This window comes from Geothrix fermentans DSM 14018 (genome assembly GCF_000428885.1).
GTDB lineage: Bacteria > Acidobacteriota > Holophagae > Holophagales > Holophagaceae > Geothrix > Geothrix fermentans.
Genome location: NZ_AUAU01000005.1, coordinates 149,919 through 170,985, shown reverse-complemented (window position 1 = coordinate 170,985; position 21,067 = coordinate 149,919). Strand labels below are relative to the sequence as shown.

Below are 21,067 nucleotides of genomic sequence, written 5' to 3'. Positions count from 1 at the left end.
CCACCCCGCATCCCGGACGGGGGGGCTCACGGAGGGCCGATGCGTCCCGTACTTCCCCTGATCTGCGGGCTCCTCCCCGTGATCCTGACCGCCGGGTCTCCGAGGCTGGATCATGGCCGGCTGGACCCGGCCTGGTTCTGTCCCGGCATCAGCTTCGAGCGGTCCACCCTGGTCTACTTCCTCTGGACGCAGCCCGACCTCTCGATCCAGGGGCGGACCCTGCACGTCCGGGCCTGGGAGGCCCCCGCCTGGCTGGTGAAACCCCGGTCTGACAAGGACAAGGCCTTCCTGGCGCGCCTCGACCCCATCCTGGTCCCCGCCCTGGTGGAAGGCCTGGGCCAGGCGTTCCACGGGGGCGCATCCCTGTCCATGAATGGGGGAGACCTGGCCTTGACGGGCCGCGTGGTGGACTGCCGGAGCGAGGGTGTCGGGGGGATGTTCGGTGGCGTGGCCGGCCTCTATTTCGACCTGAAGCTCACGGACGTGCGCAGCGGGGAATGCGTCTCGGCAATTCACCACTTCATCGAGGGCGAGAGTGCCGAATCCATCCAGGCGCGTTACCAGGCCTGGTGCGGCGTCCTGGGCCGGGTGCTGGCCCAGCGGCTGCTCAAGGACCTTCCGCCCGCGCCCCTGGCGCCGCTGAAGCCAGCCGCGCCGCCCGTTCTCGCGGTCGCCCCCGCGTCTGCCGCGGCGATCACCTCGGATTTGGAAGTGGCCCTCCGGCGCCTGGAAGCCCTGCGCAAGGAGGGCCTGATCACCGAGGAGGAGTTCCAGACCCTGCGCCGGCAGGCCGTTGAGCGGGTCTCCCGGCGCTGATCATCGCCAGAGCCCCAGGAAGATTTCGGGGTCCCAGGCGGGCGGAGCGCTCCGGAAGCGGGCCAGCCATCCACCGGCAGGCGGCGCCTCGGGTTCGAGTACGGTGTGGACGCCTGCGTACAGGGCGCTCCAGAGGGCGGCGCGGAGGGCCGGTTCGCCCAGGCGGGCCAGGGGGAGGTCCACGCGGGTGTCGTGGTCCCAGCCCAGAACCGCGTTCAGGCGCCGCAGGCGGAGCAGCAGCTCGCCCTGGGTCAGACCCGCGTGAAAGGGGGTGTCCGGGGTGACGATCTGCTCGCGGGCGTGGTAGGGGCCCCGGCCCTCCTCAGCGTTGAAGCGCGGGCCGCCGAGTACCTCGGCCGGTACCACCTGCCCATCCGCCTCCCAGGCCAGGCCCGCGGCGGCGGCGGCCAGCTCGGCAGCCCAGTCCCAGGGCGTCCCGGTGGCGCTGTGGATGGAAGGCGGGGCCGGCGCCGCCAGCAGGCCCAGGGCCACGCCCTCGGCGCGGTTCCGGAGCTGGCCGTAGCCCAGCGTCCCCCAGTCCGGGGTCGTGAGGGCCGGGCGCCCCTGGAGCCTGGCCGCGCGCTGGATGATGAGGTCCCGCAGGGTAAGGGCCATGCAGAAGTGTCGCAAGACGAGGCCTGGAACCGCAAAACGGAAATGTCGTGATCAACTCTTTCCTGCCGCGCCGGGTCAGAGGGGTGTTCCCTTCCATTCCCCCTCCGGAGCCCGGCTCCGTTCCCTGGAGATTTCCATGCGTTCCCCCCTGCGCACCTTCTCCGTGCTGGCGATGCCCCTGGGCCTCACCGCGCTGGCCCTCGGCTTGGCCTGCGGCGGCGGTTCGTCCTCCTCGCCCGCCGCTTCCGCCCCGCCGCCCGCCACGGGCACGGCCGCCGTCATCCTCACGGATGCGCCCTCGGACCAGTGGTCCGCCATCGAGGTGGTGGTGACCCAGGTGGCGTTCCTGAACAAGGCCGACCACACCAAGGAGGTGGTGGCCTTCCAGGGCGCCAGCGCCAAGATCAACCTCGTGGATCTGGACAGCGTGGGCGAGCTGCTGGCCTCGGCCCAGATCCCCGCAGGCACCTACGACGCCCTGCGCATCACCATCGACCCCGCCAGCCTCAATCTGGTGAAGGCCGATGGGACTGTGGTGCCCTCCAGCCAGGTGAAGGTGGCCGGCAGCAGCGTCCTCGTGAACCTCAGCTCGGACTTCGTGGTGACCGCCAACGGCAGCAATGCGGTGCAGCTCGACTTCGACTTGAACCATCCCCTGTTCCTGGTGCAGCTGCCCGACGGCACCTGGGTGCTGAACCTCCAGGTGAGGCACCGCTCCAACCTCAACGGCATGACCGGCGTGGCCCAGCTGATGTTCCGGCACCGCCGGGGCACCATCGCCTCCGTGGGCGCCTCCAGCTTCGTGCTGCACACAGACGGCGGCAACGACCTCACGGTGAACGCGGATGCCGGCAGCTGGTTCTTCAACGCCGACACCCGGACCGTCGGCAGCTTCGCGGGCCTGGCCGCCGGGAAGTACGCCCTGGTGTCCCTGCGCATGCAGCCCGACGGCAGCCTCTGGGCCGTGCGCGTGTGGTATGGCGCCAGCGCCCTGCCGGGCTGGACGCCGGAGGGCCACGTCTACGGCGTGGACCAGGCCAATGGCCTCATGGCGGTCAGCTCCGCCAGCGGCGCGCCCCGGACCATCGCCATCGATGCGGACACCACCTTCACCTTCCACATGAGCCAGGCCTTGGGCACCGGAACAGCGGCCCTCGCCAATCTGTGGACGGGCTTCAAGGTGCAGGTCCAGGTCAAGGATCCCCTGGCTGTGCCCATGCACGCGGCCTCCGTGAACATCCAGCGGGCCGTGGACGGCGGCCGCATCAGCGCAGCCTCCACCAGCTCCTTCACCTACCAGCATCTCACCGGCGACCGCACCCACGCCTACGCCAGCGCCTTCAGCTGGTGGTACGTGGGCCTCCCCGGCCTGAACTCCACCAGCGTGGGCGACTTCGCCTCCGCATGTTCCGGCATGGGCTCGGGCATGATGGGCACCCCCACGGGCGACCTCCAGGCCCGGGGCATGAGCGACCTGGTGTGGAACGGGACCACCGGCGCCTGGGATGCGAACAACGCCATCTTCATGCCCGTGGCCCTGCCCACCGGGACCATCAGCACCTCGTACGACGGCGGCCAGCTGGGCTTCACTTTCGTCAACTCCAGCGCCGCCAGCCAGACCGTCACCGTGGCCCTGAACGCCACCGTGGGCATGCAGCCCCTGGTGCTGGAAGTCTCGAAGCAGAACGGCGTGATCACGGTGGCCCCCGTGGCCGCAACCGCCTGGGCCACCAAGCTCGTGACTGCCACCCCGGCCCGCGTGGCCGTGGTGCCCAAGCCCGACGGCACCTTCGCGGCCTACGCGGTGGTGGTGTTCTCGGGATTCTGATCCGCCCTCTGCGCGGAAAGCGGCGCCGCGAGGCGCCGCTTTCCGTGCATCCCAGGTAGTCTGGAGGGAATGGCGAACCCACGGCTCCGGCGCGTCCCTGCGCGCGGCTTGCGTCCCCTGAGGCGCTGGGTGGCCGTGTTCCTGCTCTGCCTGGTGGGGCTCTACCTGGGCGCCGCGGGCGCCGACCCCTGCACGGACGGAGGGGCCGAAGAGGCCTGTCCCCCCATCTGCCACCTGCTCTGCTCGGACGGGTGCGCCACGGCCCCCATGCCGGAGGCTCCCGCGCCGCCGCCGGGCGACCCCCTTCCGACGCCCGGCTTCCTCGCGGAGCGGGCCGCCGACCTCGTGAGCCTCAGCCCCGAACCGGAAAAGGAACCACCCCGGGCCTGAAGGATGGAGCGCCTGAACGCGCGGCCGGGCCTCGGCCTGCCGTGCCGTCCCCCCTTCCTTCGAGGTCCCCATGCGAGCCTTCCTCCTGGGGGCGTTGCCCTGCCTGCTCATGGCGCAGGCGCCGCCCCTCTCCTATGACGACATCCTCCAGCGGGCCCGCACGAGCCCTGAGCAGCTGCGCGCCGAAGCCCTCCTGGCCGAGCGCCACCGGGCCCTGGGCGGCACCCGGGGCCTGCTCCGGGAGGGCCCGGCCCTGGGCCTGTCCGCCGGCCCCCGCACCCAGCCCGGCGCCCCCGCCACCACGGACCGGTCCGTGGAGCTGGACCTGCCCCTCTTCCTCTCGCCGGCCGTCCGGCGGGACCTGGCCTCGGCCCTCGGGCAGGCGGACCCCGCCCTGCGGGAGGCGGCCCGTGTGGAGGCCCGGTTCCGCCTGCGCCAGGCCTACCTGGACGCATGGCTGGCCGAGCGCCTGCTTCAGCTCCGGCAGGCGGACCTGGCCACGGTCCGGACCTGGCTCCAGGCCGCCCGAGCCCGGCTGGAGGCCGGGGCCGATCCCGCCTTCCAGGTGAGCCTGGTGGAGGGCGAGGCCCTGCGCGCCCAGGCGGACCTGGAGGAGGCCCACCGGCAGCGCCTGATCGCCTGGGCCGGCCTCCGGAGCCTGGCAGAGGTTCCGGCGGCTCCGCAGCCCCTGGGCGATCCTGGCGACCCCGGCGAACCCGCCGCGCCTGCCTCGGAGGGACTCCAGGCCCGCTTCGAGGCCGGGGCCCTGCGGCAGGCCCTCCAGCGGCGCCTGGATCTCGATCGACAGACCCTGCGCCACCAGGAGGCCCTGGCCGCCAGCCGCTGGAGCCTCCGGGGCAGCTACGCCCGGGAGGGCGAGGAGCGCATCGGCAAGGTGGGCCTGGCCTACCGCTTCGCCCGGCCCGGCGAAGGCCAGGCCCTCCGCCGGGAGACCGAGACGGCCCTCCAGGCCGCCACCCGGGAATCCGAGTCCGCCCTGCTGGACCTGGACGCCCGCTTCCAGTCGGCCCTGGCCCGGCTGCCCCTCGCCGCCCCCATCCCCTTCGCCGCCTTCGACGCCTCCCTCCGGGCCGTGGGGCTGCGCCTCAGCGAAGGGCGGGAACGCCCCTCCGAGGCCCTGCCCATCCGCCGCCAGCTCCTGGAGGCCCAGGCGGCCTCCCACCGCCGCGCCCACGCCGCCCACCTCCTCTCCGCCGAACTCCAGGCCCTCACCTCCGGGGTGACCCCATGACCCAGCTCCTCTCCACATCCCTGCTCGCCCTCCTCCTGGTGGGAACCCTGGGCTGCGGCCGCCGCGCCGCGCCTCCCGCCGGCGAGGGGCACCACGACGCCCATGATGCCCATGACGCCCATGACGCCCACGAAGCCCAGGGGCACGAGGAGGAGGCCCGCATCCCCCTGAAGGAGGTTCGCGGCCTCCGCTTCCTGACGGTGCCCGAGCCCCGGGCCGAGGGGGCCTGGTACCCCGCCGAGGCCATCGGGGACGAGTCCGCCCAGGCCCTGCTCAGCAGTCCCGTGAAGGGCATCGTCTCGGCCATCCTCGTGGCGCCGGGCCGGTCCGTGGCGCGGGGAACCGGTCTGCTGGCCCTCCAGAGCCCGGAGCTGGCCCGCCTCAAGGCCGACTGGCTGGCGGCCCGCAGCCGCCGCGACCGTGCCGGGGCCGAGCTGGCCAGGGAGGAGCGGCTCTTCGAAGCCCAGGCCGGTTCCCGCCGCGAGCTGGAGGCGGCCCGTAGCGACGCCGCCACGGCCCGGGCCGAGGAGGAGGCTGCCCGCCTTGCCCTGGAGGCCCGTGGCGTGGCCCCGGAGGCCGCCGGCGCCGTGTTCACCGTCCGCGCCCCGAAGGCCGGCGCGGTGACTGCCTACAAGGCCCAGCTGGGCCAAGGCGTCGAGGCCGGCCAGGAGCTGGGGGCCTTCCAGGCCGGGGCCGCCGCCATCGTCCGCCTGGAGCTGCCCCTGCCGGCGCCCCAGGACTGGCGGCCTGGCATGGAGACCGAGGTCCGCAAGGCCGACGGCCAGCGCTGGAAAGCCCGGCTGGAGGGCACGCCCATGACGCTGACCGCCGACACGCGGCGCCTGGGCTACCGGCTGCGCCTGCTGGGCGGGCGGCTGCCCATCCCCGGCTCGCCGGTGGAGGTCCACGTGCCCCTGGCGAAGACCGTGGTGCTCCCCCAGAGCGCCCTGCAGCAGGTGGAGGGCACCTGGGGCGTGTTCGTGAAGGAGGGCGACGAGGCGGCGTTCAGGCCCGTGCGCCGCGGCCCGGAGCTCGGCACGGATGTCATGGTGCTCGAGGGCGTGAAGCCCGGCGAGACCGTGGCGGGCGAGGGCGCCTACCTCCTGAAGTCGCTCCAGATCAAGCGCAAGAGCGGAGGGGAGGCCCATGACCACTGAGACGACTCCCTTCCAGAAGCGGAGCCTCCTGCGCCGCTGGTTCGATTGGCTACTGCCCCGCAAGGGCTGGGTGTTCGCCCTGGCCCTCGTCTGGGCCGCCGCCGGCGTGGCCGGCTTCGCCACGCTGAAGCGCGACCTCTTCCCGGACCTCAGCCTGCCCAGCCTCAACCTGCTCATCCAGAGCCCCGGGCGGGCCGCCACGGAGCTGGAGCTGACCGTGGCCCAGCCCGTGGAGCAGGCCCTCGGCGGCCTGCCCGGCGTGAAGCGCGTGGTGAGCACCGTGCAGGCGGAAGTGGTGCAGACCATCGTGTCCTTCGAGGGCGGCACCGACCCCTGGCGGGCCCGCCAGCTCGTGGCCGAGCGCCTCGCAGGCCTGTCCGGGGCCTTCCCCGAGGGCACCCGGGCGCCGCTGATGTCCAGCGCCGCGGGCCGCCTCCAGGAGATCATGGAGATCGTTCTGGAAGGCCCGTCCACCGATCCCATGCGGCTGCGGGATCACGCCGAGCAGGTGCTCATCCCGCGGCTCCAGGCCGTGCCGGGCGTGGCCCGCGTGGAGCGCCTGGGGGGCGAGGAGCGCCAGCTCCAGGTGGTCGTCCAGCCGGAGCGCATGCGCCTCCAGGGCGTGAGCCTGGCGCAGGTCCTCGAGGCCCTGGAGGGCAGCCAGCAGGACACCGCCGCCGGCGTCATGGAGATCCAGGACAAGGGCTGGTTCATCACCGTGGGCAGCCTCGCCGCCCGCCCCGAGGCCGTGAAGCGGCTCCGGCTCCAGACGCCCCGCGGGGCCATCCTGCTGGGCGACGTGGCCGAGGTGCGCGAAGGGGCCGCCTTCCGGCGCGGTCTGGCGCGGCACCAGGGCCACGAGGACGTGAGCCTGCGGGTGGTGAAGCAGCCCACGGCGGAGACCCTGGCCGTGGCCCGGGAGACCCGCAGGGCCCTGGACGAGCTGCGCCGGAGCCTGCCCGAGGGCATGGAGCTGGAGCTGATGTACGACCAGGGGGCCCTCGTCACCCACGCCCTGGACGGCGTGACCTGGGCCCTGCTCCTGGGCGGGGTTTTCGTGGCCCTGGTGCTCGTGGCCCTGCTGGGCAACCTGCGCGGCGCCCTCATGGTGATCGCGGTGCTGCCCCTGGCCACCCTGGGGGCCGCGGTGCCGCTCCGGCTCGCGGGTCTCGGGCTCAACGCCATGACCCTGGGCGGCCTGGCCATCGCCGTGGGCCTCCTGGTGGATGCCGCCGTCATCATGGTGGAGAACCTCGCGCACCGCCTGCACCAGCACCGGGAGCACCTGGAGCCCCGGCGCGTGGCCCTCACCCGGGCCGCCGCGGAGGTGGGCGCGCCCATCCTCACGGCCGTGCTGGTCATCCTGGCGGTGTTCATCCCGCTCCTGGCCATCGGCGGGCTCGCGGGGCGGCTCTATGCGCCCCTGGCCATGGCCATTGCCGCTGCCATGACGATCAGCCTCGTGCTGAGCTTCACCCTGGTGCCGGCCCTGGTGGAGCGCTTCCTGCCGCCCGGCGCCGAGCTGGAGGAACCGCGCCTGGTGGAGGCCCTCAAGCGGGCCTACCGGCCGGCCCTCCGGTGGGCCATGGACCATGGGGCCCTCGTCCGGATCCTGGCCCTGGGCCTCACCATCCCCAGCCTCTGGCTGGCCCTGCGCCTCGGGAGCAACTTCCTGCCCGCGCTGGACGAGGGGGCCCTGATCCTGAACAGCCTCCTGCCCGCCGAGACCAGCCTGGCGGCCGTGGACGAGGCCAATGCCCAGCTCGAGCAGAAGCTCGTGAAGGTCCCCGGCGTGGCCTCGGTCTACCGCCGGACGGGCCGGTCGGACCTGACCGAGGATCCCATGCCCCACACGCTCTCCGACGTGCTGGTGGTGCTGGACGGGAGCCGCCGGACCCCCGAGGTCCAGAAGGACGTGGCCGAGCTGGCGGAGGAGCTGCCCTACCCGGTGGAGCTGACCACCCCCATGCAGATGCGCATCTCCGAAGGCATCGGCGGCACGCCCGCGGACATCCAGGTGAAGCTCTTCCACCCGGATCTGGCCGCGCTCCAGCCCCGCCTCCCCGCCCTCCAGGAGGCGCTGGCCAAGGTGTCCGGCGTGGCCTCCGTCACCCCCGAGGGGGCGGGCGTTTTGCCCAAGTGGACCGTGGTGCCCGACGAGGATGCGCTGCGCCGGCTGGACGTGCCCCGGCCCCTCATCGCCGCCACGCTGAAGGCGGCCCTCCAGGGACTGGAGGCCGCGCCACGCTTCGAGGGCCCCCAGCGCATCGAGCGGGTGGTGCGCTTTCCCGACGACGGCCGCACCAGTCCCGAGACCCTCAAGCGCCTGCCCCTGGTGCTGGAGGGTGGCCGGGTGGTGGAGCTGGGCCAGGTGGCCCGCTTCGAGGAGGCCGGCACGCCCAGCCTCATCCGCCGCGAGGCGGCCCAGCGGCGCCTGGCCCTGAACGTCCGCACCACGGGCGACCTGGGTGGCACCGCGGACCGGATCGAGAAGGCCCTCCAGGGCCTGGACCTGCCCCGGGGCACGGTGGTGAAGCTGGGCGGCAAGGTCGAGGAGGCCCGCGAAACCCACCAGCGCCTGGTGATCGCCATCGGGGCCGCCCTGGTCCTGGTGGTGGGGCTGCTCTACCTGGCCCTGGGCCGCTGGCGCGAGGTGCTGGTGGTGGTCCTGACCCTGCCCGATGCCTTCGCCGGCGGTCTCCTGGCCCTGTGGCTGGCCGGGGAGACCTGGAACATCAGCTCCATCGTGGGGATAATCGGGCTCTTTGGCGTGGCGGTGCAGAACAGCCTGGTGCTCATCACCCAGGCCAAGCACCTGGTGGCCGAGGGCCTGCCCTTCCGCGAGGCGCTGATGGAGGCCAGCCTGGGACGCGTGCGGCCCAAGCTCATGACCGCCGGGAGCGCCATCCTCGGCCTCATGCCCATGCTGCTGGGCTTCGGCGGCAGCGAGCTGGAGCGCCCCCTGGCCCTCGTCATGGTGGGCGGCCTTCTCACCAGCACCCTGTTCACCCTGCTGGCCCTGCCCAGCTTCTATGCGTGGGTGGGGAGGCCCAAGGAGGCGTGATGCCACGGGCTCCGGGGAGGCGACGCAACCGCGCCGCCTCTCCGGAGTCAGGCAGAGGCGCTGATGGCGCCCACCGTGAAGGCGGGCTGGTTGTCCATGAGGGGGCGGGGCGGGGGGACGTGCTGGATGTTGCGGAACCCGGCATGCTCCAGGGCCCGGTCCCAGGCTTCTGGCGTGAGGAAGCCATGGCGGGGCCGCCAGCGGGGGTCGAGCCTCACGCCGGTGAAGGCCTTGATGAAGGTGAAGAAGAACTCGATGTAGAGCGGGGTGTCGAGGGCCGGCTTGAGGCACTCGCCGAGGACGAGGCGGCCCCCGGGCCGCAGGCGGCTCCGGAGGTCCAGGAGGGTGGCTTCCAGGTCGTGGGCCACGTGCAGCACGTTGATGCCCACGATGGCGTCGAGGCTGGCGGGCGCGATGCCCTGGGCCTCCAGGGGCCGGTTCAGGTCCAGGGCCTGGAAGGCGAGGGCAAGGCCCGGCGCCGCGGCCCCCAGGCCGCGCTGGGCACGCCGGAGGAAGGTGGGGGCCACATCGGTGAAGCGGTACTCGGCGATGCGCTCCAGCCAGCCTTCCTCGGCGCCCCGCTGGGCCACCAGCTGGGCGAAGGAGCCGGCGCCGCCCCCCAGCTCCAGGACCCGCGCCCCCTGAGGCAGGCCTTCGCGGAGGGCCAGCAGGGTGAGCAGGTTGTTGGGGAAGTAGACCAGGTTCCCGTTGCGGAAGTAGGCCAGCCAGTGGGGGAAGAGGGCCAGGTCGAAGAGCAGGCCGTCGCCGTCCCGCCCCTCGGTGAAGAAGGGGCCGATGTGGGAGCGCACGCCGTCGAGGAGGTCGAAGTTGGCCTCGTGGCCAGGGGCCTCCAGGGCCACGGCCTCGCGGAGGCCCGCCAGGTCCAGATCGGGCTCGCCCCGGAGGGTATAGGTGCCGCCCTCCTCCGCCAGCAGGCTTTCGGCGGCGAGGAAGGGCAGCATCCAGGCGAGGGGCCGGCGGGCCTGGTCCGGCAGGCCCGTGCAGAGGTCGTCGAGGGTGGCGCCGGCCCGCAGGCGGGTCTCCCAGCCCAGATCGCACAGCAGCAGCAGGCAGATGCGGGCGGTGTACAACTCCGAGGCCCGGTGCAGCACCAGGAAGGGGCGGGTGAAGAGCGGGGAGATCTCCGGGCCGAGGGGCCCCAGCAGGCCGGAATCCGGCGGCGCCTCGATGGGGCCGAGGCGCGCCGCCATCAGTCCATCATTTCGCTGATGCTGCGGCCCCCGTGGATGCGGAGGATGGCGTCGCCGAACAGCGCGGCCGTGGAGAGCACCCGCAGGTTGGGCAGGGCCTTGGCGCGGTCGGGCGGGACCGGGATGCTGTCGGTGATCACCAGCTCATCCAGGTTCGCGGAGTTGAGGGTTTCCACCGCGTTGCCGGAGAGGACGCCGTGGGTGACGCCCACGCGGACCGTGCGGGCCCCGAACTCGCGGAGGATGCGGGCCGCCTCCTTGATGGAGCCGCCCGTGGCGATCTCGTCGTCGTAGATGATGGCGTCCCGGCCCTTCACGTCGCCGATGAGGGCCACGCTCTGGGCCTTTTCGGAGTCGTCGAAGCGGCGCTTGTCGATGATGGCCATGGGCACGGAGAGGCGCTTGGCGAAGTGTCCGGCGAACTTGGCGGCCCCGGCGTCCGTGGCCACCACCGTGGTGTTGGAGAGGTCCTTGGTCTTGAAGTAGTTCGTGAGGGTGGGCGTGGCCAGGAGCTGGTCCGCGGGCTTGCGGAAGAAGCCCAGGATCTGCGGGGCGTGCAGGGTCATGGTGAGCACGCGGTCCGCGCCGGCGGTCTCCAGCAGGTCGGCCACCAGGCGGGCGGTGATGGAGATGCGCGCCTCGTCCTTCTTGTCGCTGCGGGCGTAGGGGAAGTAGGGCAGCACGGCCGTGATGCGCGCCGCGGACGCGAACTTGAGGGCGTCGATGAGGATGAGCAGCTCCATCAGGTTGTCGCTGACGGGGGGGCAGGAGGTCTGGATCACGAAGACGTCCGACTCGCGGACGTTCTCCTCGACCTTCACCTTGATGTTCTCGTTGGAGAACCGGGTGATCTTCAGCTTGCCCAGGGGCATGCCCATGTGCGTGGCGATGCCCTTCGCCAGCTCCGGGTGGCTGCTCCCGGAAAACACCTTCATCTCGCCGAACATGGATCCCCCGATCTCGCCCCAAGTGTAGCCGAGGGCCCGGGTGGAGGTCGTCACAGGGATGAGCCGGGGTCCGGCTCCGACCTGTTTGTCTCCAAATGATATGAAGGTTCACCACGGAGGCGCGGAGCATGGGCACACGGGAGGCGCCGGGCCCGGATACCCCGAGAAGGATCCGGACCCGGCGCCTCCCGCGGCTTCCGGCTGGGCCGGAAGCGGCCTCCGGCCTGCCCATCACGGAGATGCACGGAGGCCTCCGTGCCGCCTCCGTGGGTTCCGTGTCTCCGTGGTGAATCTTTCCTGTCGGAGGCCGGGCTCAGGCCTCGTCGGCGCTGGGGCCGTAGATGGAAGGAACCGGCACGTCGAGCAGGCGCAGGTAGACGGCCACCTGGGCCCGGTGGTGGATGAGGTGGTTCATCACGAAGCCGCGGTAGACCGCGATGCGCGGCATGGCCATGAGCACCTGGCCCTCGTTCTTGAGGGTCCAGACCACCTGGAAGTCCTCGTCCGAGGCTTCGGTCAGGGCCTTCAGCGCCCCTTCCACGCAGGTATCCAGGGTGCGCAGAAGCCCCTCCGTGGTCGCGCTGGGCTTGGGCTGCTTCGCCCGGGTCTCGGGCAGGCCGAAGTCCAGCTCCGTCTCCTTCAGGGTGGTGATGGTCCAGCCGGGAATCGTGACCAGGTGGTTCGCCAGGTCATGGAGGGTGAAGGACTTGGCGTGCGGACGGTAGTCCATCCGGTCCGCGGGGATGCGCTCGACCACGCGGCGCAGGGTGGCCATTTCGTGCTCGAACTCGGGGAGGAGGGCTTGGGCGAGGGCCATGGGGGCTCCTTGGGTGGTGGAGGACCATGATGACGCCGGCTCCTGACAACCTGGTGGCAGGAGTGTTTCGACAGCGAACCTCAGATCTGGTTCTTTTCCGTTCTGATTTTTCCCAAGTAGTCCTCCAGGCTCCGCCCTGGCGCCGGCTCGAAGGGGTCCAGCAGCTCCGTGGACTGGATCCGGTCCACGCGGAAGGTCCGCAGGGCCTCGCGCAGCTCGCACCAGGCCGCGAGGTGCCAGCGGTAGCCCCAGAAGATCACGCCGAGGGGCTGCACCACCCGCTCGGATTCGGTCCCGTCCCCGCGGGCGTAGGCGAGGCGGACCCGCCGGCTTTCCCGGAGGCCCTGGCGGAGCGCCCCGAGGAAGCGGGCGGTCTCCGGGGGGACGTGGAAGTCCGGCACGAGGAACGGCAGGTCCGACAGCGAGGTTCTCCGGCCGGGCGGCAGGACGGCCTCCACCTTCCGGAGGAGGCTCTCCGCCGCCTCCCGCAGCGAGGGATCGCCCCAGGCCGCCGCCACGCGCGCCCCCAGAAGGAGGGCCTCGCCTTCCTCCGCGCTGAACATGAAGGGCGGCAGGTCGAAGTGGCGGGGCAGGCTGTAGCCGACGCCCGCCTCGCTCTCGATGGGCACGCCGGAGGCCATGAGGTCGGCGATGTCGCGGTAGAGCGTGCGCTCGCTGACACCCAGCTCCCGGGCCAACTTCGCCGCGGTGCTGAGGCGGTCCCGCCGGAGCAGCTGCACGATCTGGAAGAGGCGGTCGGCGCGGCGCAAGGAGATCCAGGCTGGGCCTAGACCCGGCCGCCGCCCACGCGCTCGATGCGGGCGCCCACGCCCTGGAGCTTCTTCTCCAGGCCCGCGTAGCCGCGGTCCAGGTGGTAGATGCGGTCCACGATGGTCTCGCCCTTGGCCACGAGGCCGGCGATGACGAGGGCGGCGCTGGCCCGCAGGTCCGTGGCCATGACCGTGCAGCCCGTCAGCTCCGCGGGGCCAGCGACGATGGCCGTGCGGCCGTCCGTGCGCAGGTTGGCGCCCAGGCGCTCCAGCTCCATGGCGTGCTGGAAGCGGTTCTCGAAGATGCCTTCGTTGATGACGCTGATGCCGCAGGCCTGGGTCATGACGGCCATCACCTGGGCCTGGAGGTCCGTGGGGAAGCCCGGGTAGGGCAGGGTGGTGATGTCCTTGGAGCGCAGCTTCTGGCCGCACTCGCGCTGGATGCGGAGCTGGCGGCCGTCCTGGCCCTCCCGCTCGGTGATGACGCAGCCCGATCGCTCCAGCAGGTCCAGCAGGGTGCGCAGGTGCTCGGGCTCGCAGCGGTCCAGCACCACGTCGCCGCAGGCGGCGGCCACGGCGCAGAGGTAGGTGCCCGCCTCGATGCGGTCCGCGATGACCGCGTGCTCGCAGCCGTGGAGCTGCTTGACGCCGGTGATCGTGAGGGTTCCGGTCCCGATGCCCTCGATCTGGGCGCCCATCTTCACGAGGAGCTGGGCGAGGTCGCCGATCTCCGGCTCCTGGGCCGCGTTGCGCAGCACCGTGGTGCCTTCGGCCAGGGCCGCGGCCATGAGGAGGTTCTCGGTGGCGCCCACGCTCACCTTGGGGAAGGCGTGGTCGATGGCCTTGAGCCGGCCCTTCACGGAGGCGTGGATGTAGCCGTGGCTGATCTCCATCACGGCGCCCATGCGCTCCAGGGCCTCCAGGTGCAGGTTCACGGGCCGCGCGCCGATGGCGCAGCCGCCGGGCAGGCTCACGGTGGCCTTCCCGAACCGCGCGAGGAGGGGCCCCAGCACCAGGATGGAGGCCCGCATGGTCTTCACCAGCTCGTAGGGGGCCTTGGGATCCTCGCTGCCGGCGCAGGCCAGCTTCGCCGTCAGCTCGAAGCCCTCGCCCTCCGGCTCGAGGGCGGCTTCCGTGCCCAGGGCCTGGAGCACCTTCACCATGGTGCGGATGTCCGCCACGGCGGGAAGGTTGGACAGGACCAGGGGATCGGAGGTCAGGAGCGCCGCCGCCAGGCAGGGCAGGGCCGCGTTCTTGGCCCCGGACACCCGGATGCGCCCCCGCAGGGGATGTCCACCTTGGATCACCAGTCGGTCCATCGAAGCTCCAGCCCTCCAGCGTAGCCCAACCCGGCGGAGGCCGGCCCGGCCGGGCCTGAAAATCGGCATGAATCTTGGCTTTGCCGCCGGTTTTGTGGGTGTGGTAGGTTGGCTCCCGCTCGAACCTGAGTCCCTTGTCTGGAGGCGATCATGCGTTCACGGCACCTTGTTTCCCGCGGATGGATCTGCGGCCTGATCCTGGCCCTGCCCCAGCCCCTGTCCCTGGCGGCCCAGGAGGCGAAGGGGAAGGCCCCCACCCCCGAGCAGCAGGCGATGATGGAGGCCTGGCAAAAGGCCGCCACCCCAGGGCCGAACCACAAGCTCCTGGCCTCGCTCACCGGCGACTGGGCCTTCTCGTCCAGGATGTGGATGGAGCCCGGCGCTCCGCCCGAGCTCTCCAGCGGCACGGCCAGCTACACCTCGCTGATGGACGGGCGGTTCATCCAGGGGCAGTACAAGGGCACCTTCGGCGGCATGGCCTTCCAGGGACTGGGCCTCACGGGCTATGACAACCTGGCCCGGCACTTCACGGCCACGTGGCTGGACAACATGGGCACCGCCATCCTGGTCATGACCGGCACCTACGACCCGGCCGCCAGGACCTTCACCTACAAGGGCGACATGGACGACATCATAAAACCCGGGACGAAGGTCAAGATCCGCCAGGTCGTGAAGGTCCTGAGCGACGACTCCCACGTGATGGAGTGGTACGAGACCCGGGGCGGCAAGGAGGTCCGGACCATGGAGATCACCTACACCCGGCAGAAATAGTTCAGAGGATGCGGCCCCTTAGGGCTGCGCGCGGCAGGCGGCCCCAGGTGCGCCCATCCTGGCTGTCGGGCCGGTTGTCACCCAGGACCAGGTAGCCCTCCATGGCGGCCGACCGGCCCTCGCCTCCGCGCTCCGGGTGGACCACCCAGGGCTCGTTGAGGCGCCGCCCGTCAATCCACAGGTCCGGGCCGCGCCACTCGACGGCCTCGCCCGGCAGGCCCAGCACGCGCTTCACCGAGGCGCCGTGCGGCCCCTCCACCAGCCAGACCTCGCCCCGCCGGGGGGTGTGGCTGGCCCAGGCCCGCAGGGCCCAGCGCAGGTCCCCGTCGTGGAGGGCCGGTTCCATGCTGCGGCCCGAGATGCGGACGGGGTGGACCACCGCCAGGGGGGAGAGGGCCAGGGCCAGGGCCGCGAGGGGGATCCAGGGCCTCAAGGGCGGACGGCCATCCGGCGCCCGCGCCCATCGGTGAGGGCCACCTCCCGGAGCCGCGCCGGCAGCGGCACGAAGGGGGCCAGCTCGGCCGCCAGGCGCGTGGCCAGGGCCAGGGGGCCCTCCAGGCCCAGGTCCGAGAGGAGCTTTCCCTGGAGCGGCGCCAGGCTGCGGTCCAGGGCGGCCTCCAGGTCCCGGAAGTCCACCACCACGTCGAAGCCGTCCAGGCCCTGCCGCTCGGCCACCACCTCCACCGTGTAGTCATGGCCCTCCCAGGCTTCGCCGGCGCGGAACACCACCGACAGGGGGCGGGTGACGGCGGCTTCGAAGACGAGGGGGACGGGACTCAAGGGGGGCTCCGGAAACTGACTCCAGGTCGGGCCTTCAGTTTGTCATGGGCACGGCTACACTGGGCCTTCGACCGCATACCTGATAAACGGGTGAGACAATGACCGGCCCCCGGCCTCGCGCCGCGGGGCGAACCGGACCTTGACTGCTGGGAGGCACCGCCATGAAGGCCCTGGAAATCGCGCTGTTCTGGATCATGACGCTGGCGGCCGCCGGATTCTTCGCGGTGACCATCCGCAAGCGGATCGCCACGATGAAGGCGGGCCTCCCGGACAACCGCTTCGACCAGCCCTGGGTGCGCCTCAAGGGCGTCTTCACCCTCGCGCTGATGCAGAAGCGCATGGTCCGCGACAAGTACGCGGGCTTCTACCACATCCTCATCTTCTGGGGCTTCTGCGTCCTCTCCCTGCGCACCATCGGCCTGGTGCTGGAGGGCCTCTTCCCGGTCTTCCACATGACCGAGGCCCTGGGCGGCTTCGGCCTGGGCTACCAGGCCACGAAGGACATCTTCGAGGTGCTGGTGCTCCTGGGCCTGGGCCTGGCCACCTTCCGCCGCCTGGCCGCCAAGCCCTGGCGCCTGGAGAACTCCTGGGACGCCTGGGCCACCCTGAGCCTCATCGGCGGCCTCATGGTCACGGACCTGCTGGCGGACGGAGCCTTCGTGGCCCTCCACCATCCCGCCTGGGCCGCCTGGTCCCCGGCGGGCGTGGCCGTGGCCGGCTGGCTGGGCGGCCTGAGCGAGACGGGCCTCACCGTCCTCTACAAGACGATGTGGTGGCTGCACCTGGCGGTCCTCTACTTCTTCGCCAACTTCCTGCCCTACTCCAAGCACTTCCACGTCTTCACGAGCCTCTTCAACATCTACTTCCGCGAGCTGGAGCCCCAGAAGAACCTCAAGCCCATGGACCTGGAGGCCGAGCACTTCGGCATCAACCGGATCCAGGACTTCACCTGGAAGCAGATGCTGGACTTCTACACCTGCGTGGAGTGCGGCCGCTGCCTGGAGAACTGCCCCACGACGCTGACCGGGAAGCCCCTGCGCCCCAAGAACTTCGGCAACGACCTGCGCGACTACCTCAAGGCCACGCCGCTGGAGCAGATGGCCCAGGACAAGCCCGTGCCCGAGGACCGCAAGCTCATCGGCGGTCCCGTGCCCGAGGGCTCCTACTGGAAGCGCGACGACGAGGAGGCGCCCTGGAGCAAGGCCCAGCTCGAAGGCTGGATCAGCCAGGACACCATCTGGGCCTGCACCAGCTGCGGCTACTGCGAGTGGGCCTGCCCTCTGCAGATCAGCTTCGTGGACAAGCTCGTGGGCATGCGCCGCTACCTCACGCTGGAGGAGAGCGACTTCCCCGCCGAGGCCCAGGTGGCCTTCAAGGGCATGGAGCGCCAGGGCAACCCCTGGAACCTGCCCCAGGCGGACCGCGCCAAGTGGGCCGAGGGCCTGGAGGTGCCCACCTTCGCCGAGAACCCCGAGGCCGAGTACCTCTTCTGGGTGGGCTGCGCCGGCAGCTACGACGCCGCGGGCCAGAAGGTGTCCAAGTCCCTGGTGAAGCTGCTCAAGGCCGCCAACGTCTCCTTCGCCATCCTGGGCACCGAGGAGAGCTGCACCTGCGAGTCCGCCCGGCGCCTGGGCAACGAGTACCTCTACCAGTCCGCCACCGAGGCCAACATCGAGACCCTCAAGGGCCACGGCGTGAAGAAGGTCGTCACCAACTGCCCCCACTGCCTGAACACCCTGAAGAACGAGTACCCGGCCTTCGGCGGCGACTTCGAGGTGGTGCACGGCACCGAGCTGGTGGCCAAGCTCATGGCCGAGGGCAAGCTCAAGCTGGACCAGAAGGTGGAGGTGGACCTCACCTACCACGACCCCTGCTACCTCAGCCGCATCAACGGCCAAGTGGAGGCCCCCAGGGCCATCCTGGGCGCCATCCCCGGCGTGAAGCTCACGGAGATGGAGAAGCACGGCGAGGCCACCATGTGCTGCGGCGCCGGCGGAGGCCGCTTCTGGCTGGAGGAGCACCTGGGCAAGCGCGTGAACCACGAGCGCTTCGAGCAGGCCCTGGAGACCAAGGCCACCACCATCGCCGTGGGCTGTCCCTTCTGCAACGTGATGCTGAACAATGCAGCGGGCGAGACGAACCACGAGGGCGTGGCCACCACCGACGTGCTGGAGCTGGCCGCGAAGGCGCTGAAGGCCTGACCCACCCGGCTACGGTTACCCACCCGGGACGCGCCCTGCGTCCCGGGCCCCGTCCGGGGAAGTTTCGTCACCACGGCCTCCAATCCCTGTGATCAGATGAAGGGGCCCCTGCTCACGAGGCCCAGGCATGCGCATCGCAGCGAAGATCATCTCCTTCACGGTCGCGACCGCTTCGATCGCGGGCATTGCCCTGGGAACCTTCCTCATCATGGAGGGGCGGCGCACCTCCGAACAGCGCATCCAGCAGCTCGAGCGCACCCTGCGCGACAGCTACGACCGGCGGGCCCGCCTGGAGGTCGAGACGGCGGCGTCCATGCTCAAGGCGATCGCCGACCGGCAGGAGAAGGGCGAGATCCAGGCCGCCGAGGCGAAGCGCCTGGGCGCCGATCTCCTGCGCGGCCTCCGGTACGACGGGGACGGCTACTTCTGGGCGGACACGGTGGACGGCCTGAACACCGTGCATGCCACCCAGTCCAACCTCGAAGGCAAGAACCGGATCGACGCGGTGGACCTGAAGGGCATTCCGTACATGCGGAACATCATCCAGGCCGGCGTGTCCGGCGGGGGCTACAGCGACTACTGGTTCCCCAAGAAGGGCGGCAGCGTCGCGCTGCCCAAGCGGGCCTACTCGCTCCTGGTGCCCTCGTTCGGCTGGGTGATCGGCACCGGCAACTACGTGGATGACATCGACGCGGTTGTGGCAGCCGAGCGGGCGGCGGCGATGGCCGACATCCGGCAGCGCACCCAGGTGCTGCTCGTCGTGATCATCCTCTGCCTGGTCATGACCGTGGCGGTGTGGGCGACCATCGGGCATCGGATCGCCCGGCCCATCCTCGCCATCACCGCCAGCCTCGAGCGCCTGGCCCGGTACGACTTCCGCGAGGACCCCACCCTCCGGCCCTTCGAAGGCGCGCAGGACGAGGCCGGGGCCATGACCCGGGCCCTGGGCGTCATGCGGGAGGCGGTGGCCTCCCTGGCCGCCACGATCCAGCGCTCCGTCGAGGTCGTGAGCCAGGTCAGCGCCCAGGTGAACGACACGGCGCAGGAGGTCAGCCAGGGCTCCTCGGAGCAGGCGGCCTCGGTGGAGGAGCTGACGGCCTCCATGGAGGAGCTGGCCGCCGCGGCGACCCGGGCCGCGGGAGATGCCAAGAAGGCGAGCGATCGGGCCGCGGGCGTGGCCGAGGAGGTGCGGGTCGGGACCGGTGCCGCCGCGGAGACCGCGGAGGCCATGCGTGGCATCGCAGAGCGCATCGGCATGGTCGAGGACCTGGCCTACCAGACCAACCTCCTGGCCCTCAATGCGGCCATCGAGGCGGCGCGCGCCGGGGTCCACGGGCGCGGCTTCGCGGTGGTGGCCGCCGAGGTCCAGAAGCTCGCGGAGCGCAGCGGGGAGGGGGCCAAGGAGATCCGCGCCATCTCCGACCGGAGCGTGGGCATCGCGGCGCACGCCGAGGGGCTGCTCAAGCGGGTGGCGCCCGAGGTGACCCGCAGTGCCCGGAAGCTGCAGTCCTTCGCCGACGCCGCGATCGAACAGGACCACACGGTCCGGCAGATCAACCGCGCCCTGGAGGAGCTCTCCCAGGTGGTGCAGCGCCACGCCACGGCCGCCGAGGAGATGTCCGCCACCTCGAGCACCTTGTCATCCCAGGCCGCGGCCCTCGACGGGAGCGCGGGAGCCTTCGTGCTCGACGCCGGGACGGGGACCCCGGCGGACTGACGCCCCCTCATACCAATCTGCATTCAATCGTAATAGATCCACCACGGAGGCACGGAGCATGGGCACACAGGAGGCGCCGGGTCCGGAACGTTTCAGGCGTGTCCGGACCCGGCGCCTCCTGTGGCTTCCGGCGAAGCCGGAAGCGGCCTCCGGCCTGCCCATCACGGAGTTGCACGGAGGGCTCCGTGCCGCCTCCGTGGGTTCCGTGTCTCCGTGGTGAATCTTAATTCTTGATGGTGATTGGGTATCAAGGGGCCATCACGCGGGAGACCAGAGCCTCCTTCAACAGGGTCCGGGTCTCCCGGAGCAGGGCGGCCGTGTCCTCCCAGCCCAGGCAGGCGTCGGTGACGGAGCAGCCGTAGCGCAGGCTGGAGAGGTCCTCGGGGATGGGCTGGTTGCCCTCCTCGAGGAAGCTCTCCACCATGACCCCCACGATGGAGCGGTTGCCCCGCCGGATCTGGTGGGCGCAGTCCTGGAGGACCAGGGGCTGGAGGCGGGGGTTCTTGTGGCTGTTGGCGTGGGAGCAGTCCACGACGATGTTTTCCGGCAGGCCCGCCTTGCGCAGGGCATCCTCGGCCAGGGCGATGCTGACCGTGTCGTAGTTGGGGCGGCCCCCGCCGCCGCGCAGCACCAGGTGGCCGAATGCGTTCCCCCGGGTGCGCACGATGGCGGCCGAGCCCTGGTCATTGAGCCCCAGGAAGCTGTGGGGGCGGGAGGCGGAGAGGATGGCGTTCACGGCGGCAGCCAGGTCGCCGTCCGTGGCGTTCTTGAAGCCCACGGGCGTGGACAAGCCGCTGGACATCTCCCGGTGCGTCTGGGATTCCGAGGTCCGGGCGCCGATGGCGGTCCAGCTGATGAGGTCGCCGATGTACTGGGGTGTGTTGGGGTCCAGGGCCTCCGTGGCGGCGGGGAGGCCGATCTCGCCGATGCGGAGCAGGAACTCCCGGGCCTTCCGCATGCCCTCCTCGATGTGGAAGGAGTCGTCCATGCGGGGATCGTTGATGTAGCCCTTCCAACCCGTGGAGGTCCGCGGCTTCTCGAAGTAGACCCGCATCACGAGCAGCAGGGTGTCCGAGACCTCGTCGGACAGGGCCTTGAGCCGCCGGGCGTAGTCCAGGCCCGCCGCGGGATCGTGGATGCTGCACGGCCCCACCACCACCAGGAGCCGGGGATCCTCCCGGGCGAGGATGCGCTGGAGGTCCCGGCGGCCGGTGGCCACGGTGTCCGCCACGGCGTCGGGGACGGGCAGGGCCGCATGGACCTCCGCCGGCGAGGGCATCCGGTCGAAGGCGTCGATGTTCAGGTTCTCGAGGTCTTGGTGGGTCATGGGGCCTTCCGGGATAAAGAAAAACCCCGATCCGGGGAACGGATCGGGGTGGTCATGGGGATGTTCCAGGTATCAGGCTGGACCC

The 21,067-nt window shown here is 71.4% G+C and carries 18 protein-coding genes; 9 read left to right on the top strand and 9 right to left on the bottom strand.

The window, feature by feature from the left end; translation table 11 throughout:
• The first annotated feature begins 39 nt into the window (after positions 1–39).
• Positions 40–816, top strand: coding sequence for an SHOCT domain-containing protein (locus tag G398_RS15235; RefSeq protein ID WP_043482852.1), 777 nt, complete (start codon positions 40–42; stop codon positions 814–816).
• On the opposite strand, the gene G398_RS0100785 is transcribed toward G398_RS15235, so the two are convergent.
• Positions 817–1,431, bottom strand: a complete 615-nt coding sequence (locus tag G398_RS0100785; protein WP_026852165.1) for a hypothetical protein — start codon at positions 1,429–1,431, stop codon at positions 817–819. It abuts the gene before it with no gap.
• A 136-nt stretch (positions 1,432–1,567) separates the two neighbouring features.
• On the opposite strand from G398_RS0100785, the gene G398_RS0100780 reads away from it, so the two are divergent.
• The 5 genes from G398_RS0100780 (at position 1,568) to G398_RS15225 (ending at position 9,122) form a co-directional block, all read left to right on the top strand.
• A complete protein-coding gene (locus G398_RS0100780; protein ID WP_026852164.1) occupies positions 1,568–3,259 on the top strand; it encodes a DUF4382 domain-containing protein in 1,692 nt (563 codons plus the stop codon).
• Between the two features lie 69 nt (positions 3,260–3,328).
• Entirely contained in the window at positions 3,329–3,649 is a 321-nt protein-coding gene (locus tag G398_RS0100775) for a hypothetical protein (protein WP_157492225.1), read from the top strand.
• A gap of 70 nt (positions 3,650–3,719) precedes the next feature.
• On the top strand, positions 3,720–4,901 hold the full coding sequence (locus G398_RS21775) for a TolC family protein (RefSeq protein ID WP_052571034.1): 1,182 nt from the start codon (positions 3,720–3,722) through the stop codon (positions 4,899–4,901).
• Positions 4,898–6,058: an efflux RND transporter periplasmic adaptor subunit gene (locus tag G398_RS19015; RefSeq protein WP_052571032.1), complete on the top strand. Its 1,161-nt coding sequence runs from the start codon at positions 4,898–4,900 to the stop codon at positions 6,056–6,058. Before G398_RS21775 ends, G398_RS19015 begins: the two co-directional genes overlap by 4 nt.
• Positions 6,048–9,122, top strand: a complete 3,075-nt coding sequence (locus G398_RS15225) for an efflux RND transporter permease subunit (protein WP_052571030.1) — start codon at positions 6,048–6,050, stop codon at positions 9,120–9,122. The genes G398_RS19015 and G398_RS15225 overlap by 11 nt, the downstream gene beginning before the upstream one ends.
• 47 nt (positions 9,123–9,169) lie before the next feature.
• Here the strand turns inward: G398_RS15225 and G398_RS19010 are convergent, their stop codons facing one another.
• From G398_RS19010 to murA, 5 genes are all read right to left on the bottom strand, one after another.
• Positions 9,170–10,333, bottom strand: coding sequence for a class I SAM-dependent methyltransferase (locus G398_RS19010; protein ID WP_052571027.1), 1,164 nt, complete (start codon positions 10,331–10,333; stop codon positions 9,170–9,172).
• Positions 10,333–11,280, bottom strand: a complete 948-nt coding sequence (locus G398_RS0100755) for a ribose-phosphate diphosphokinase (RefSeq protein WP_026852162.1) — start codon at positions 11,278–11,280, stop codon at positions 10,333–10,335. Before G398_RS0100755 ends, G398_RS19010 begins: the two co-directional genes overlap by 1 nt.
• A 313-nt stretch (positions 11,281–11,593) precedes the next feature.
• Entirely contained in the window at positions 11,594–12,097 is a 504-nt protein-coding gene (locus tag G398_RS0100750) for a DinB family protein (protein WP_026852161.1), read from the bottom strand.
• A gap of 80 nt (positions 12,098–12,177) precedes the next feature.
• On the bottom strand, positions 12,178–12,867 hold the full coding sequence (locus G398_RS0100745) for a helix-turn-helix transcriptional regulator (RefSeq protein WP_026852160.1): 690 nt from the start codon (positions 12,865–12,867) through the stop codon (positions 12,178–12,180).
• Between the two features lie 17 nt (positions 12,868–12,884).
• Positions 12,885–14,186: a UDP-N-acetylglucosamine 1-carboxyvinyltransferase gene (gene murA, locus G398_RS0100740; protein ID WP_026852159.1), complete on the bottom strand. Its 1,302-nt coding sequence runs from the start codon at positions 14,184–14,186 to the stop codon at positions 12,885–12,887.
• Positions 14,187–14,336: 150 nt separating this feature from the next.
• On the opposite strand from murA, the gene G398_RS15215 reads away from it, so the two are divergent.
• Positions 14,337–14,957, top strand: coding sequence for a DUF1579 domain-containing protein (locus G398_RS15215; protein ID WP_052571025.1), 621 nt, complete (start codon positions 14,337–14,339; stop codon positions 14,955–14,957).
• A gap of 1 nt (position 14,958) precedes the next feature.
• Here G398_RS15215 and lepB read toward each other — a convergent pair whose 3' ends face one another.
• Together lepB and G398_RS21770 are read right to left on the bottom strand one after the other, a co-directional pair.
• Complete coding sequence (gene lepB / locus G398_RS0100730) at positions 14,959–15,390, bottom strand: signal peptidase I (RefSeq protein ID WP_026852158.1); 432 nt, start codon at positions 15,388–15,390, stop codon at positions 14,959–14,961.
• A complete protein-coding gene (locus G398_RS21770) occupies positions 15,387–15,737 on the bottom strand; it encodes a 6-pyruvoyl trahydropterin synthase family protein (RefSeq protein ID WP_026852157.1) in 351 nt (116 codons plus the stop codon). Before G398_RS21770 ends, lepB begins: the two co-directional genes overlap by 4 nt.
• A 161-nt stretch (positions 15,738–15,898) precedes the next feature.
• On the opposite strand from G398_RS21770, the gene G398_RS0100720 reads away from it, so the two are divergent.
• Together G398_RS0100720 and G398_RS0100715 are read left to right on the top strand one after the other, a co-directional pair.
• Entirely contained in the window at positions 15,899–17,938 is a 2,040-nt protein-coding gene (locus G398_RS0100720; RefSeq protein WP_026852156.1) for a (Fe-S)-binding protein, read from the top strand.
• A 127-nt stretch (positions 17,939–18,065) separates the two neighbouring features.
• A complete protein-coding gene (locus G398_RS0100715) occupies positions 18,066–19,655 on the top strand; it encodes a methyl-accepting chemotaxis protein (protein WP_026852155.1) in 1,590 nt (529 codons plus the stop codon).
• Positions 19,656–19,902: 247 nt separating this feature from the next.
• Here G398_RS0100715 and G398_RS0100710 read toward each other — a convergent pair whose 3' ends face one another.
• Positions 19,903–20,982 carry a 3-deoxy-7-phosphoheptulonate synthase gene (locus G398_RS0100710; protein ID WP_026852154.1) on the bottom strand — a complete coding sequence of 360 codons (1,080 nt, stop codon included), beginning with the start codon at positions 20,980–20,982 and terminating at the stop codon, positions 19,903–19,905.
• Positions 20,983–21,067: the final 85 nt, after the last annotated feature.

Excerpts from the sequence above, each read along its gene's own strand:
- G398_RS15235 (WP_043482852.1), top strand. The coding sequence starts at position 40 with ATGCGTCCCGTACTTCCCCTGATCTGCGGGCTCCTCCCCGTGATCCTG.
- G398_RS0100785 (WP_026852165.1), bottom strand. The coding sequence starts at position 1,431 with ATGGCCCTTACCCTGCGGGACCTCATCATCCAGCGCGCGGCCAGGCTC.
- G398_RS0100780 (WP_026852164.1), top strand. The coding sequence starts at position 1,568 with ATGCGTTCCCCCCTGCGCACCTTCTCCGTGCTGGCGATGCCCCTGGGC.
- G398_RS0100775 (WP_157492225.1), top strand. The coding sequence starts at position 3,329 with ATGGCGAACCCACGGCTCCGGCGCGTCCCTGCGCGCGGCTTGCGTCCC.
- G398_RS21775 (WP_052571034.1), top strand. The coding sequence starts at position 3,720 with ATGCGAGCCTTCCTCCTGGGGGCGTTGCCCTGCCTGCTCATGGCGCAG.
- G398_RS19015 (WP_052571032.1), top strand. The coding sequence starts at position 4,898 with ATGACCCAGCTCCTCTCCACATCCCTGCTCGCCCTCCTCCTGGTGGGA.
- G398_RS15225 (WP_052571030.1), top strand. The coding sequence starts at position 6,048 with ATGACCACTGAGACGACTCCCTTCCAGAAGCGGAGCCTCCTGCGCCGC.
- G398_RS19010 (WP_052571027.1), bottom strand. The coding sequence starts at position 10,333 with ATGGCGGCGCGCCTCGGCCCCATCGAGGCGCCGCCGGATTCCGGCCTG.
- G398_RS0100755 (WP_026852162.1), bottom strand. The coding sequence starts at position 11,280 with ATGTTCGGCGAGATGAAGGTGTTTTCCGGGAGCAGCCACCCGGAGCTG.
- G398_RS0100750 (WP_026852161.1), bottom strand. The coding sequence starts at position 12,097 with ATGGCCCTCGCCCAAGCCCTCCTCCCCGAGTTCGAGCACGAAATGGCC.
- murA (WP_026852159.1), bottom strand. The coding sequence starts at position 14,186 with ATGGACCGACTGGTGATCCAAGGTGGACATCCCCTGCGGGGGCGCATC.
- G398_RS15215 (WP_052571025.1), top strand. The coding sequence starts at position 14,337 with ATGCGTTCACGGCACCTTGTTTCCCGCGGATGGATCTGCGGCCTGATC.
- G398_RS0100720 (WP_026852156.1), top strand. The coding sequence starts at position 15,899 with ATGAAGGCCCTGGAAATCGCGCTGTTCTGGATCATGACGCTGGCGGCC.
- G398_RS0100715 (WP_026852155.1), top strand. The coding sequence starts at position 18,066 with ATGCGCATCGCAGCGAAGATCATCTCCTTCACGGTCGCGACCGCTTCG.
- G398_RS0100710 (WP_026852154.1), bottom strand. The coding sequence starts at position 20,982 with ATGACCCACCAAGACCTCGAGAACCTGAACATCGACGCCTTCGACCGG.